Source organism: Arthrobacter sp. P2b (assembly GCF_900168295.1).
In the GTDB taxonomy this organism is placed as follows: Bacteria; Actinomycetota; Actinomycetes; order Actinomycetales; family Micrococcaceae; genus Arthrobacter.
This window is the reverse complement of record NZ_FVZL01000002.1, coordinates 516443-530748: the sequence shown is the minus strand read 5'-3', so window position 1 is coordinate 530748 and position 14306 is coordinate 516443. Positions and strand designations below refer to the sequence as shown.

10 protein-coding genes and 1 riboswitch are annotated in these 14306 nt (G+C 66.5%); of the genes, 9 read left to right on the top strand and 1 reads right to left on the bottom strand.

The genetic code is table 11. The features are described from left to right. The first annotated feature begins 115 nt into the window (after positions 1–115). From B5520_RS07060 to ndk, 5 genes are all read left to right on the top strand, one after another. On the top strand, positions 116–874 hold the full coding sequence (locus B5520_RS07060) for an SDR family oxidoreductase (protein WP_079596333.1): 759 nt from the start codon (positions 116–118) through the stop codon (positions 872–874). Between the two features lie 336 nt (positions 875–1210). Beyond that, positions 1211–4519 (top strand): isoleucine--tRNA ligase, encoded by a 3309-nt coding sequence (gene ileS, locus B5520_RS07055; RefSeq protein ID WP_079596332.1) that lies wholly within the window; start codon positions 1211–1213, stop codon positions 4517–4519. Between the two features lie 3 nt (positions 4520–4522). Continuing rightward, positions 4523–5881, top strand: a complete 1359-nt coding sequence (locus B5520_RS07050; RefSeq protein WP_079596331.1) for a bifunctional folylpolyglutamate synthase/dihydrofolate synthase — start codon at positions 4523–4525, stop codon at positions 5879–5881. 3 nt (positions 5882–5884) lie between these two features. After that, positions 5885–6349 (top strand): DUF4233 domain-containing protein, encoded by a 465-nt coding sequence (locus tag B5520_RS07045; protein ID WP_079596330.1) that lies wholly within the window; start codon positions 5885–5887, stop codon positions 6347–6349. Between the two features lie 69 nt (positions 6350–6418). Further along, on the top strand, positions 6419–6838 hold the full coding sequence (ndk, locus tag B5520_RS07040) for a nucleoside-diphosphate kinase (RefSeq protein ID WP_079596329.1): 420 nt from the start codon (positions 6419–6421) through the stop codon (positions 6836–6838). A gap of 78 nt (positions 6839–6916) precedes the next feature. On the opposite strand, the gene B5520_RS07035 is transcribed toward ndk, so the two are convergent. Further along, entirely contained in the window at positions 6917–7585 is a 669-nt protein-coding gene (locus B5520_RS07035; protein ID WP_079596328.1) for a vitamin K epoxide reductase family protein, read from the bottom strand. A gap of 444 nt (positions 7586–8029) precedes the next feature. On the opposite strand from B5520_RS07035, the gene B5520_RS07030 reads away from it, so the two are divergent. The 4 genes from B5520_RS07030 to rpmA all read left to right on the top strand — a co-directional run bounded on the left by B5520_RS07030 (position 8030) and on the right by rpmA (position 14204). Next, a complete protein-coding gene (locus tag B5520_RS07030; protein WP_079596327.1) occupies positions 8030–11494 on the top strand; it encodes an Rne/Rng family ribonuclease in 3465 nt (1154 codons plus the stop codon). A 152-nt stretch (positions 11495–11646) separates the two neighbouring features. Beyond that, a riboswitch (TPP riboswitch) is annotated at positions 11647–11744 on the top strand. Positions 11745–11751: 7 nt separating this feature from the next. Beyond that, complete coding sequence (gene thiD / locus B5520_RS07025) at positions 11752–13272, top strand: bifunctional hydroxymethylpyrimidine kinase/phosphomethylpyrimidine kinase (protein WP_079596326.1); 1521 nt, start codon at positions 11752–11754, stop codon at positions 13270–13272. A 298-nt stretch (positions 13273–13570) separates the two neighbouring features. Beyond that, positions 13571–13879 (top strand): 50S ribosomal protein L21, encoded by a 309-nt coding sequence (gene rplU, locus B5520_RS07020; RefSeq protein WP_079596325.1) that lies wholly within the window; start codon positions 13571–13573, stop codon positions 13877–13879. A gap of 61 nt (positions 13880–13940) precedes the next feature. Beyond that, positions 13941–14204 carry a 50S ribosomal protein L27 gene (gene rpmA / locus B5520_RS07015; protein ID WP_009372867.1) on the top strand — a complete coding sequence of 88 codons (264 nt, stop codon included), beginning with the start codon at positions 13941–13943 and terminating at the stop codon, positions 14202–14204. The last annotated feature ends 102 nt before the right edge of the window (positions 14205–14306 follow it).

Below are 14306 nucleotides of genomic sequence, written 5' to 3'. Positions count from 1 at the left end.
ATAGCGGGGCCGACCATGCGCAGGTCCTGCTGGACTGCCTTCCGGCCCATCCCTCCAGATAACGCTGTTTAACAACTTCGCGGCCTGTCCCGCCAGGCGCGGTTAGGGTGGTGCCATGACTGATGACGTGCAGAACAAGGCAGCTTTGGTGACGGGTGCAAGCAGCGGCATTGGGGAAGCCACCGTCCGCGCCCTGCGGGCCGCCGGATGGACCGTGTTTGCCGTTGCCCGCCGGGAGGACCGCCTGGCGGCACTGGCGGCTGAGACGGGCGCGGTGGCGATCCCTGCCGATATTTCCGAGGACGACGACGTGTCCCGGCTCCTCTCCCAGGTCACCGAAGCCGGCGGCGTCGACACCCTGATCAATATCGCAGGCGGCGCCAGGGGCGCCGACACCATCGGCGGGGCCAGCACCGAGGACTGGGAATGGATGTACCGCGTCAACGTCCTGGGGACCATGAAACTGACCCGGGCTTTCCTTCCCATGCTGCGGGCCACCGGTGAAGGCACGGTGCTCAACCTGACGTCGACGGCGGCGCTGGCGGCCTACGAAGGCGGCGGCGGCTACAACGCGGCGAAGTTCGCCCAGCACGCCATGACGGGAGCGCTGCGGCTGGAGGAAGCCGAACACAACGTCCGCGTGATCGAGGTTGCCCCCGGCCTCGTCTACACGGAGGAATTCGCTCTCAACCGGCTCGGAGACCGGCAGGCCGCGGACAAGGTCTACCAGGGAGTGGAGAAGCCGCTCACGGCCGAAGACGTCGCCGACGTGGTGCGCTACGCCGTCACCGCCCCGCACCACGTCAACCTGGACCAGATCGTCATCCGGCCTGTGGCGCAGGCAGCCAACCACAAGCTGATCAGGAAAAGCTGACGCCCTGGAGATACGGGGAATGGCACTGGAGGCCGCGGCAATAGTAGACTCGAAAGACAGCTATGACCCGGCAATCACCGGTGAGCTTCCGGAAGAACACGCGAAACTGCCAGCACGGCGGCCAGCGCCAGTAGAACCGGACGGGTAAGCCCGTCACAGCAGTCAATGAGAGGCCGGAGCAGAGCCCGTTCCCCAGGGAGCGTGCAGCGCCGGTAAGTGAGGTGGTACCGCGGTGAGCGTGCAGTCCCCGGACAGCACGGCAGCCGTCCTCGCATCCTGAACGGAACTGCCCGGCACCTGCCGGCAGTTCGCCACGCTCAACCCAGGATGTCGAGAATGACGTATTACCCCAAGGCCTCAGCCTCCACCAGCGGCAGTGCAGGCGTTTCCGCCTCCGTGAAGTTCCCGGAGATCGAAGAGCGCATCCTGAAGTACTGGGACCAGGACGGCACATTCCAGGCCAGCATCGACCAGCGCAGCGCCGACGCCCCCGGCGGTGAACCCGGCAGCAACGAGTTCGTGTTCTACGACGGCCCCCCGTTCGCCAACGGCCTGCCCCACTACGGCCACCTGCTCACCGGATACGCCAAGGACCTGGTGGGCCGCTACCAGACCCAGCGCGGCAAGCGTGTAGAGCGCCGCTTTGGCTGGGACACCCATGGGCTTCCCGCGGAACTGGAAGCCATGAAGCAGCTGGGCATGACGGACAAAACCCAGATCGAAGCCATGGGCATCGATAAGTTCAACGACGCCTGCCGTGCGTCGGTGATGAAGTACGCCGACGAATGGCGCAACTACGTCACCCGCCAGGCCCGCTGGGTGGACTTCGACAACGACTACAAGACCCTCAACGTGGAGTACATGGAGTCGGTCCTCTGGGCCTTCAAGCAGCTGCACGAAAAAGGCCTCACCTACAACGGCTACCGCGTGCTGCCCTACTGCTGGAAGGACGAGACGCCGCTGTCCAACCACGAACTGCGCATGGACGACGACGTCTACAAGAACCGCCAGGACCAGACCGTCACCGTCACGTTCCCCATCACGGCGGGGGAGTCCGAGCTCTCGCGGCAGCTGGCCGGCGTCCAGGCCCTCGCCTGGACCACCACCCCCTGGACGCTGCCCACCAACGCCGCGCTCGCCGTCGGGCCGTCCATCACCTATGCCGTCCTCCCGGCAGGCCCCAACGGCATGAAGGCGGCCTCGGCCGATGCCCCCGTCGCCGGCAGCTTCCTGCTGGCGGCTGACCTGGTGGGCGCCTACGCCAAGGACCTGGGCTACGACAACTTCGAGGATGCCCAGGCCGCCGTGGTCTCCACGCACACGGGCGCGGAGCTGGAGGGCCTGGCCTACCAGCCGCTGTGGCAGGACTTCGCAGACAACGAAAAGTACGGCATGGAGAACGCCTGGCGGATCCTGGTGGCCGACTACGTCACCACCACGGACGGCACCGGCATCGTCCACCAGGCTCCCGCCTACGGTGAGGATGACCAGAAGGTCTGCGAAGAGGCCGGCATCCCGGTGATCCTGTCCGTCGACGAGGGCGCCAAGTTCCTGCCGCTGTTCAAGCATGGGGACCTGCACGACATCGTGGGGCTGCAGGTTTTTGAAGCCAACAAGCCCATCACCCAGGTGCTCCGCGCCCAGGGCCGCCTGGTCCGGCAGGCAAGCTACGAGCACAGCTACCCGCACTGCTGGCGGTGCCGCAACCCCCTGATCTACCGCGCGGTGTCCTCCTGGTATGTGGAAGTCACCAAGTTCAAGGACCGGATGTCCGAGCTGAACCAGGAGATCAACTGGATCCCCGGCAACGTCAAGGACGGCCAGTTCGGCAAATGGCTGGAAAACGCCCGCGACTGGTCCATCAGCCGCAACCGCTACTGGGGCAGCCCCATCCCGGTGTGGCAGTCCAGCGACCCCGAATACCCCCGCACGGACGTGTACGGCTCCCTGGCCGAGATCGAGGCGGACTTTGGCCGGCTGCCGCTGAACAACGACGGCCAGGTGGACCTGCACCGCCCGTTCATTGACGAACTCACCCGCCCCAACCCGGACGACCCCCGCACCCCGGAAGAGGGCCAGTCCGTGATGCGCCGCGTGGAGGACGTGCTGGACGTCTGGTTCGACTCCGGCTCCATGCCGTACGGCCAGGTTCATTACCCGTTCCAGAACGAAGCCTGGTTCGACACCCACAATCCGGCCGACTTCATTGTCGAATACATCGGCCAGACCCGCGGCTGGTTCTACATGCTGCACATCCTGTCGACGGCACTGTTCGACCGGCCTGCGTTCCGCAACGTCATCAGCCACGGCATCGTGCTGGGCTCCGACGGGCAAAAAATGTCCAAGAGCCTGCGCAACTACCCCGACGTGTCCGAGGTGCTGGACCGCGACGGTTCCGACGCCATGCGCTGGTTCCTGATGTCCAGCCCCATCCTGCGCGGCGGCAACCTGGTGGTCACCGAGCAGGGGATCCGCGACGGCGTCCGCCAGGTCATCCTGCCGCTCTGGAACGTGTACAGCTTCTTCACGCTGTACACCAACGCGGCCAACGGCGGCGCCGGCTACGACGCCACCCTGCGCTACGACGGGTACAACGACACCCTGGACCAGTACCTGCTGGCCAACACGGGCGACCTGGTCCGGAACATGACCGCGCAACTGGACACCTATGACATCTCCGGGGCCTGCGATGAACTGCGCAGCTACCTGGACATGCTCACCAACTGGTACGTCCGCCGCAGCCGCCAGCGCTTCTTCGACGAAGACCGGGACGCCTTCGACGCGCTGTTCACGGCCCTCGAGACGGTCTCCCGGGCCGCGGCTTCGCTGCTGCCCCTGGTGTCCGAGGAAATCTGGCGCGGGCTTACGGGCGGCCGGTCTGTACACCTGGCCAACTGGCCCGACGCCGGAATGTTCCCTGCGAACCCAGACCTGGTCCAGGCCATGGACCGGGTCCAGCAGATCTGCTCCACCGGTTCGTCACTCCGCAAGGCTGCCAACCTGCGGGTCCGCCTGCCGCTGCAGGAACTCACGGTGGTGGCACCCGGTGCCGACGCGCTGGAGGGCTTCGCCGCCGTCGTCGCGGACGAACTCAACCTCCGTTCCGTGCGGCTGCTTGACGCAGCCACCGCCGCTCCGGAGGAGTTCGGCATCCAGCAGAAGCTGGTGGTCAACGCCCGGGCAGCGGGCCCGCGCCTGGGCAAGAACGTCCAGGCCGCCATCAAGGGCTCCAAGTCCGGCGACTGGTCAGTGGACGACGACGGCGTGGTCACCGCGGGCGGGCTCCAGCTGGAACCCCAGGAGTACACGCTGGAAACCGTTGTGGCCGAATCCGAGGGCGGGTCGGCGTCTGTCGCCGTACTCCCCGGCGGTGGCTTCGTGGTCCTCAATACGGAGGTGACCCCGGAGCTTGAGGCTGAAGGACTGGCACGCGACATGGTCCGCGCCATCCAGCAGGCACGCAAGGATGCCGGGCTTAACGTCAGCGACCGGATCAGGACGTCCGTCACCGCCCGGCAAAATGTTGTGGACGCACTGCTGGCGAACGCCGAACTGGTCAAGGGCGAGACCCTGACCGTGGACCTGGCAGCCGTACCGGCGGACGTCGAAGAACCGGCCGTCGCCGTCGAAAAAGTGGAGGCCTAGGACATGACCGACGAATTTTCCGTGGAAAGCGTCTATGCGGAGCTTCTGGGGCGGGCGCCCGAAAACAAGATGGAGCCCCGGCTCGCGCCGCTGTTCCGGGCCATGGATGTGCTGGGCGAACCCAACAAGGCGTTCCCGATCATCCACGTGACCGGCACGAACGGCAAGACCTCCACCTCCCGCATGATCGAGTCCGTCCTGCGGGCCCACGGGCTCAGCACGGGCCGCTACACCAGCCCGCACCTGTCCAAGGTCACGGAGCGGATCAGCATCGACGGGCATCCCGTCTCAGATGAAACGTTTGTCCGGATCTGGGACGAGATCCGCCCCTACCTGCAGATTGTCGATTCCGAGCTGGAAGCGGACGGGCAGCCCCGGCTGACGTACTTCGAGTGCCTCACCATCCTGGGCTTCGCCATCTTCGCGGACCAGCCCGTCAACGTGGCCATCATCGAGGTGGGGCTGGGCGGCATCACGGATGCCACCAACGTGGGTGACGGCCAGGTTTCAGTCATCACGCCGATCTCGCTGGACCACACCGACCTGCTGGGTGACACCACCGGGGACATTGCCCTGGAAAAGGCCGGCATCATCAAGCCCGGCGGGTACCTCATCAGCGCGGCCCAGCCCCTGGACGCCGCCCAGGTCCTCCTGGAGAAGGCAAAGGACGTGGGGGTGCCGTTCCGCTTCGAGGGCGTGGAGTTTGGCGTGGAGTCCCGCACCGTGGCGGTGGGCGGCCAGGTGGTAACCATCCAGGGCATCGCCGGGCGCTATCCGGAACTGCTGGTGCCGCTGCACGGCGAGCACCAGGCGCAGAACGCCGCCGTTGCGGTGGCCGCCCTGGAAGCCTTCTTCGGCGGCGAAAAGGAACTGGACTTTGAGGTGCTGCAGGAAGGCTTCGCCGCCGTCACCTCGCCCGGCAGGCTTGAGGTGGTACGGACCGCGCCCACCATCATCGTTGATGCCGCCCACAACCCGGACGGGATCAAGGCCTCGGCCGCCGCGCTGCAGGAGGCGTTTACGTTCACGCGGCTCGTCCCGGTGGTGGGTGTGCTGAAGGAAAAGGACGCCGAGGAAATCCTCCGCCAGCTCAAGGAATCGCTGGGCGGCATGGCCGAGGAGTACTGCTTCACGCAGTCGAACTCCCCGCGGGCTGTCCCCGCCGCGGAACTGGCTGAGCTTGCGGTGGATCTGGGATTCGGCGAGGACAACGTCCACATCGCCGAAAAGCTCGACGACGCCCTGGAGTGGGCCGTGGAACGTGCCGAAGCCAACGACGACCTTTCCGGCGGCGTGCTGGTGACCGGCTCCATCACCCTTGTGGCCGAAGCCCGCATCCTGCTCGGAAAGACGGAGGCGTAGGGGATGGCCAAACTGACCAAAGCCCAGCGCGAATGGCGGCCGGGCATGCCCAGGAAGCGCCGCTCCACCAAGGTGATGTTCGCCTCCACGGTCCTGCTGCTGGAAGCCTTCGTGATGTTCTTCGCCACCCTGGCGGTGTTTGGCCTGCGCCGCGGCGAGTTTCCGCCGGCGCTCATCCTGGGCGTGGGCATCGCCCTGAGTGTGGTGATGATCGTGGCCTGCGCGTTCCTCACCAAAGCCTGGGGCGTGGGACTGGGATGGATCCTGCAGATCGTCCTGATCCTGACGGGCATTTTCGAGCCCGCCATGTTCCTGGTGGGGGGCCTGTTCGCCCTTGCCTGGTGGTATGGGATCCGGACCGGCATCAGGCTGGACCGTGAAGCGGCCCAGCGCGCCCGTGAGCAGGCCGAATGGGAAGCCGCACACCCGGACCAGGCTGCCGGGCCCGGGCAACCGCAGACTCCCTGACGCGGGGACTCCGCGCACCGCAGTCCCCGTAGACTTATCCCGAAACCCCACCAACGCATTGGAGCAGTTGTGACCACTGAGCGCACCCTCGTCCTGATCAAGCCCGACGGCGTCGCCCGTAACCTCACCGGATCCATCCTGGCCCGGATCGAAGCCAAGGGGTACACCCTTGCTGAGCTGAAGAAGGTGGACGCCACCCGCGACCTGCTCGAACAGCACTACGAGGAGCACGTGGGCAAGCCCTTCTATGAGCCCCTGGTGGAGTTCATGCTGAGCGGACCCGTTGTTGCCGCCATCTTCGAAGGCCACCGCGTCATCGAGGGCTTCCGTTCGCTGGCCGGCACCACCGATCCGACAACCGCCGCACCGGGCACCATCCGCGGCGACTTTGGCCGCGACTGGGGCCTGAAGGTCCAGCAGAACCTGGTGCACGGCTCCGACTCCACGGATTCCGCCGAGCGTGAGATCAAGATCTGGTTCCAGGGCTAACCCCACCGAGATGACAGATAAGGCCGATGTTCTTCGTGAACATCGGCCTTATCTGTCATTTCGCGGGCTGGTGCGGACCTAGAACCCTGAGGTGCCGGCGAACACCTGGATGAACGCGAAGAAGATGGTGGCGATGACGGCCACGTAAAGAAGCGCGGTAATGATCCAGCCGGAGTCAGCCAGGACGCGGGCAGCACCGGACGGGACGGGAATGACGCCCGCGGTGACGTTCCGGATGGTCACCCAGACGAAGAGCGGAATCATGGCCGCCCAGACGATCATGCAGAACGGGCACAGGATGTGGATGTCGTAGAGGGCCTGGGACCACAGCCACACCACGAAGGCAAAGCCCAGCGTGACGCCTGTCTGCAGTCCCACCCAGAACCAGCGGGCAAAAGTGGCCCCGGACAGCAGGGCCATGCCCACGGTGATAATGACGGCGAACGCCACGATGCCAATGAACATGTTGGGGAAACCGAACAGCGAACTCTGCCAGGTTTTCATGACATCCCCGCAGGAGATCCAGGGATTAACGTCGCACACGGTGGTGTGGTTGGGGTCCTGCAGCACGGCGAGTTTTTCCAGGACCAGGGTCCCGGAGGCGAGCCAGCCGACGACGCCGGTGATCACCAGCAGCCAGCCGAAGGGGCGGTTGCGGGCCATGGTGGGGACGGACGCGGGAGTGCTGTCCGTGGCGAGGGTCCGGTCGGCGGCGTGGGTGTCGCTGGCGGGGGAGATGCTGGGCATTGGTGTGGCGTCCTTTTCGTCCGGTGCTCCTAGCCCGATTGTAACGCCGGAGGCTGGAAGCCATCCCCAGGCAAAAAGGAGAACGGGCCCCGCCTCCGCCGTGATTTAGTCCGGGTATGAGAGAATAAACGTGGCTGGAAGCCGATCCACATTCGGACTCCGGTCCGGTGGCTTGTTCTCAAGACCGCCAATGACGAGCAGGGCAGGCTTCGGAGTGCTTCCGATGCACACTCCCGCGACTCCATTGGGCGGCACCTGGTTGTAGCAACGCAGAACAACGGGTTTCAGGACATCCCACCGGCTCCCACGGGCTGCCGCACCCCACCGCCGGTGCGAACCTGGGAGTATCCACTTGACTTCTGTCAACGCCTGCGGGTTTTGACAATATGTGCCCCAATGGGTGCCGGATGTGGCGGTACGTCAGGGGCAGGAGCGCTGCTGCATATGGAAAATGAACAAGAATTGGCCGTTAACGATGATGCCGCGGCGGCCGAGGAGTCCGCTGTTGCACCCAAGAAGGCTGTCAGGACGCGCCGGAAGGCCGCGCCGAAGGTCGAGGACGCCGTAGGCGGGCCGGTGGCCGGCGGCCCCGCAGAAAACGCCACGGCGGAGAACGTTGAAGCTGCCGCCGCAGAAACCAAGGCGCCGGCCCGGCGTACCCGGGCCCGCAAGAAAGTGGAAGCTGACGAACCGCTTCCCGCCTTCGCCGACGAAGCAACGGGCACCGGGGCTCCCGCCGGAGTTACGGCCTCAGCCGAAGAGGGTGCCCCGTCCGCAACTGCCCCCGAAGCGGAAGCCGAAACCAAACCGGTCCGCCGCCGCCGTGTCGCCACCCGCAAAACCTCCGCACCCGCGGTGGAAACTCAAGTCCCGGCTGAAGCTGCAGCCCCCGAAGCTGCAACCGCTGAAGCTGCAGCCGCCGAAGCGGTTCCCGCCGGTCCGGAAGCCCCGGCCGCAGCCGGCGACGTGGCGGAAACCCCTGACACCGCCGCAGCAGTGGACGCGCCTGCCGGGGCAACCCCGGCAGCGGAGACCCCGGCGGAAGCAGCCGTAACGCCGGAAGCGGCTCAGACGCCGTCGGCCGAAATGCCTGAAGCCGCCGCGCCCCAAGCCCAAACCGAGGAAGAAAGCAACGTAGCCGCCACCGGCGCTGCTCCCAGCCCCTTCGGCTCGCTCTTCCTGGAACCTGCTTCCCCCACGTCCGTGCTGTTCCAGGCCCCGGACCTCAGCACGGTGGTGCGCCCCGCCGCCCCCGCCCCCGCCCCGGCAGCCGCCGAAGAGCCGGAGGAGGACGACGCCGAAGAAGGCGACGCAGAGGATTCCGCGGGCCGCCGCAGGCGCCGCAGCCGTGGCCGCCGGAACCGCGGCCGCCTTGATGACCGCGATGCAGAGGCAGGCGCCGAGGGCGACGACGAAACGGCCGAGGATGCCGACGAAGAGCAGGCCGGGCAGCTGGAAGAGGGCGTCACGTCGCGCCGCCGCCGTCGCCGCCGCCGTGGCGACCAGGACCTCGAACTGACCGGCGGCGGGGATGACGACCCGCCCAACACCGTCACCCGCGTCCGCGCGCCCCGCGTTGCCACCGAACCGGCCGTCAGCAACCGGGTCACCAGCGTCAAGGGTTCCACCCGGCTGGAGGCGAAGAAGCAGCGCCGCCGCGAGTCCCGCGATACCGGCCGCCGCCGCACCGTGATCACCGAGGCCGAGTTCCTGGCCCGCCGCGAATCCGTTGACCGGCAAATGATCGTCCGGCAGCGCGACGACAGAATCCAGATTGCGGTCCTTGAGGACGGCGTCCTGGCGGAACACTTCGTGTCCAAGACCCAGCAGGATTCGCTGATCGGCAACGTCTACCTGGGCAAGGTCCAGAATGTCCTGCCCTCCATGGAGGCTGCCTTCGTTGACATCGGACGCGGCCGCAACGCCGTCCTGTACGCCGGCGAGGTGAACTGGGAGGCCGTCAACCTCGAAGGCAAGCAGCGCCGCATCGAAAACGCCCTCAAGTCCGGCGACACCGTCCTGGTCCAGGTCACCAAGGACCCGGTGGGCCACAAGGGTGCACGCCTGACCAGCCAGATCTCGCTGCCCGGCCGCTACCTCGTGTACGTGCCCGGCGGCTCCATGACAGGCATCTCCCGCAAGCTGCCCGACGTCGAACGCAACCGCCTCAAGCGCATCCTCAAGGACCGCCTTCCGGAGCACGCCGGCGTCATTGTCCGCACAGCCGCCGAGGGAGCGTCCGAGGAAGAGCTGACGCACGACATCAACCGTCTGCGCGCCCAGTGGGAGGGCATCGAAAGCCAGTCCACCTCCACGAAGATCCTCGCCCCGGAACTGCTCTATGGCGAACCGGACCTCACCATCAAGGTGGTCCGCGACGTCTTCAACGAGGACTTCTCCAAGCTGATCGTTTCCGGTGAAGAAGCCTGGGACACCATCGAGGCCTACGTCACCTACGTGGCGCCGGACCTGGTGGGCCGCCTCGAGAAGTGGACCAAGGACCAGGACATCTTCGCGGCCTGGCGGATCGACGAGCAGATCCACAAGGCCCTGGAACGCAAGGTCTTCCTGCCCTCCGGCGGTTCGCTGGTCATCGACCGTACCGAAGCCATGACCGTGGTGGACGTCAACACCGGCAAGTTCACCGGCAGCGGCGGCAACCTCGAAGAAACCGTCACGAAGAACAACCTTGAAGCGGCCGAGGAAGTGGTGCGCCAGCTCCGCCTGCGCGATATCGGCGGCATCATCGTCATCGACTTCATCGACATGGTCCTTGAATCCAACCGGGACCTGGTCCTGCGCCGCCTGGTGGAATGCCTGGGCCGCGACCGCACCAAGCACCAGGTTGCCGAAGTCACCTCCCTTGGCCTGGTCCAAATGACGCGCAAGCGCATGGGCACCGGCCTCCTGGAGGTCTTCGGGGAGCAGTGCGAGGCGTGCGCCGGACGCGGGGTGGTCACCCACGACGATCCCGTGGAGCACCGCCGCGCCAACATCGTTGCCGCCGAGCACCACGTTCAGCGTGCCGACAGCCGCCCGGATGCCCGTCCTGAAGGGCACCGCAACGAGGGCCAGCGGACCGACAGCAGCCAGCCGGGTGTCCGCTCCGACCGGAAGCGCCGGCGCGGACGCGGCGGCCAGCAGCCTGATGCTGCCCCTGCGGCCGCCCCGCTGCACGTGCACACCGTCCACCCGGACCCGGCCGATGCTGAACGCCATGCAAAGGCGGAAGCAACCAGGCTCGCCCTGGCCAACATCGCCGCCGCGGCCCACGCGGCGCACCTGCATGACGACGAAGTGGCGGCTGCCAGGCAGGCGCAGCCGGCCCAGCCCGCAGCGCCGGCTGAAGCGGACAGGCACGACGCCGATGCCTCCTCCCGTCCCGCCGCTGTCCTGACGTTTGGCGGCGAGAAGGTCGCCCTGCCGTTCGTCGAGCACGCGGAAGAACAGCAGGCGCAACCTGCCCTCACCCTGGACCGGCTCGCTGAAGCCTTTGCGCACCTCGGTGAGCCCGCTCCGGCTGCCGAGGCACCGGCAGAACAGCCGGAAGCTGCGGTTTCGGCACCGGCAGCTTCGGCACCGGTAGTTTCGGCACCGGCAGTTTCGGAACCGGCCAAGGCCGGGCGGCCGTCCGCCGCCGCAACCGTTGAGAAGGACTGGTCGGACCACACCGTGGAGCAGTCACGGCAGCGGAGGCCACGGCGCAACCGCAGCGCCAGCCGTGCCCAGGGGGCTGCCAACGAGACGTCCGTCCAGCACCACGAGAGCGTCCCCGCAGCCAGTGCAGGCCACTCGCATGCCGCGAAGGCGCCGGAACCGGCTACCGCCTCCGGTGCGGACACTGCAGGCGCCAAGCAGGCCGAGGCTCCGATCATCCTCGGTGTGGGAGTTCCTGCTTCCGAGCTCTAACCGCAGGCAGCACAAACAAAAACCCGGATGCCCGGAACCGCCCTCAAGGCCGGTTCCGGGCATCCGGCGTTAACAGTGTTTCGGCCCGGACCAGGTTCCGGCAGCAGCGGCACGTCACCTTCGGTGCGGCGGCGGCAAAACGGCTAGGCTGGGGAACCGACACGGGGTGCCGCGCGAAGGGCCGGCTGAGATCCACACCCGTTGAACCTGTCCGGCTAGTACCGGCGAAGGGATGTCTCTTGTCTTCGACTCTTGCAATGCCCGCGGAAGCTCTGCAGTCCACTCCTGTCCTGCCGGATTCCGGCCGGGACCTGCCCCGTGTCCTGTCCATTGCGGGTTCGGACCCCTCCGGTGGAGCGGGTATCCAGGCGGACCTCAAAAGTATTGCCGCGCACGGCGGGTACGGCATGGCTGCCATCACAGCCCTCACCGCACAGAACACCCGCGGCGTGGAAGCCGTCCACGTCCCGCCGGCTTCCTTCCTGGCCAGCCAGCTGGACGCCATCAGTGACGACATCACCATCGACGCCGTGAAAATCGGCATGCTGGGGGACGCCGCCGTCATCGGGGCGGTCCGTGAATGGCTCGAAAAGGTGCGCCCCGCCGTCGTGGTCCTCGACCCGGTGATGGTCGCCACCAGTGGCGACCGGCTGCTGCAGGAATCAGCCGAGGCCGCGCTCCGCGACCTGCTGCCGCTCGCCCATCTCCTCACGCCCAACCTGGCCGAACTCGCCATGCTGGTTGGCGAAAGCCCGCAGGATTCCTGGGAAGGCGCGCTCGATCAGGGGAAGCGCCTGGCGGCAGCCACCGGGACCACCGTGCTGGTTAAGGGAGGACACCTGGCCGGGGCCGAATGCCCGGACGCGCTGGTCAACATGAACGGATTGCTGGGAGCAGAAGTCATCCAGGTGCCGGGGGAGCGGGTGGCCACCCCCAACAGTCACGGCACCGGCTGTTCGCTCTCATCCGCGATGGCGACTGTCCAGGCGCGGCTGGGGGACTGGGAGGCATCGCTGCGGGAAGTGAAGCCCTGGCTGTCAGGCGCCCTGGAAGCCTCCGGCCGCCTGGACGTGGGAACAGGGAACGGGCCGGTCCACCATTTCCACCACCTGCGCCCCGTCCCGCCCGCCGGAGGATTCGCGGCGCGGCTGCGGGCCGAAGCCGACGAGGACCTCAAGGCGATCTACGGGCTGGACTTCATCCGCGGACTGGCCTCCGGAAGCCTCCCCGAAAAGGAGTTTGCCTACTACCTCGCCCAGGACGCCATCTACCTCAACGGCTACTCCCGCGTTCTGGCACGGGCAAGCGCCCTGGCACCCACCGAAACGGAGCAGGTGTTCTGGGCTGCCTCCGCGCGGCAGTGCCTGGAAGTGGAGTCGGAACTGCACAGGTCCTGGCTGAGCACCCGCCCCGTCCAGGCGGAACTGGGTCCGGTCACCAAGTCCTACGTGGACCACCTGACCGCTGCATCGGCGTCGGGCAGCTATGCAGTGCTCGCGGCCGCCGTCCTTCCCTGCTTCTGGCTGTACGCGGAGGTAGGCAAAACACTCCATGCCCGGTTTGTCGCCGCGGGCGAACCGGCAGCGCACCCCTATGCTGACTGGCTCCGCACCTACGCCGACGATGAATTCGCCGAAGCAACCCGCGCGGCCATCGCCATCGTGGACGGGGCCGGGCGGAACGCCTCGGATGCCGAGCGGGCGGCGATGGTCACCGCCTTCCGGCAGTCCTGCCGCCTGGAAGTGGACTTCTTCGACGCGCCGCGCCTCCACTCCTGACTGGCGGGCGGGCGCCCTGCCGGTAGTATGGTTGGGCGCGGTCCCGCCGCCGGGTTGGCCTGTGGTTCCTATCACAGCCAACGCGCCGGAACCAGCCTCATTTGCGGCCGAAGACGAAATTAGCGTAGTCTAGTTCTTCGGTGCTTACGCCAACACTTGGGTTATGACCCCTTCGGGGATAGCTCACGGATTCCCCCGGGGAATCCACGGCGTTGAGGCACAGCGGAAACCCAGCCAATTCAGAGCCGGGCACCGCACGCAAATTTAGTAATAAACGTCGAGAGAAGTGAGTTCCCAAGTGGTGTACGCGATTGTCCGCGCAGGCGGCCGCCAAGAGAAGGTTTCCGTTGGAGACTTCGTTACCCTGAACCGCGTCGCCGGTGGAGCTGGCAGCACCATTGAGCTGCCCGCGCTGCTCCTGGTAGACGGTGACAAGGTCACCTCCGCCGCTGCTGACCTGGCCAAGGTGACCGTCACGGCTGAAATCCTCCAGGACCTCCGCGGTCCTAAGATTGTCATCCAGAAGTTCAAGAACAAGACCGGTTACAAGAAGCGCCAGGGTCACCGTCAGGAACTGACCAAGGTCAAGATCACTGGCATTCAGTAACCACCGGTTACTGTTCAGGTTTTTCAGCAGATTCCCCAGAATTTAGAGGCAGGCATTTCAGATGGCACATAAAAAGGGCGCGAGCTCCACTCGCAACGGTCGTGACTCCAACGCTCAGTACCTCGGCGTCAAGCGCTTCGGCGGCCAGGTAGTTTCCGCAGGCGAGATCATCGTCCGCCAGCGTGGCACCCACTTCCACCCGGGCGCCGGCGTCGGCCGTGGCGGCGACGACACCCTGTTCGCACTGACCCCGGGAGCCGTTGAATTCGGTACCCGCCGCGGTCGTCGCGTCGTCAACATCGTTGCTGCTGCAGCTGCAGAGTAACAACAGATTCCAAAGCGGTGGAGCGGGCCTGATGGCCCGCTCCACTGTTCTTTTAACCGCATTACAATCGATTTGGCGCCTTGGGGCGTCTCGAAAAACAGC

What these genes read in the sequence shown, in the direction of transcription:
- B5520_RS07035 (WP_079596328.1), bottom strand. Translation starts at nt 7,585, where the DNA reads ATGCCCAGCATCTCCCCCGCCAGCGACACCCACGCCGCCGACCGGACC.
- B5520_RS07030 (WP_079596327.1), top strand. Translation starts at nt 8,030, where the DNA reads ATGGAAAATGAACAAGAATTGGCCGTTAACGATGATGCCGCGGCGGCC.
- B5520_RS07050 (WP_079596331.1), top strand. Translation starts at nt 4,523, where the DNA reads ATGACCGACGAATTTTCCGTGGAAAGCGTCTATGCGGAGCTTCTGGGG.
- rpmA (WP_009372867.1), top strand. Translation starts at nt 13,941, where the DNA reads ATGGCACATAAAAAGGGCGCGAGCTCCACTCGCAACGGTCGTGACTCC.
- ileS (WP_079596332.1), top strand. Translation starts at nt 1,211, where the DNA reads ATGACGTATTACCCCAAGGCCTCAGCCTCCACCAGCGGCAGTGCAGGC.
- thiD (WP_079596326.1), top strand. Translation starts at nt 11,752, where the DNA reads ATGCCCGCGGAAGCTCTGCAGTCCACTCCTGTCCTGCCGGATTCCGGC.
- B5520_RS07045 (WP_079596330.1), top strand. Translation starts at nt 5,885, where the DNA reads ATGGCCAAACTGACCAAAGCCCAGCGCGAATGGCGGCCGGGCATGCCC.
- B5520_RS07060 (WP_079596333.1), top strand. Translation starts at nt 116, where the DNA reads ATGACTGATGACGTGCAGAACAAGGCAGCTTTGGTGACGGGTGCAAGC.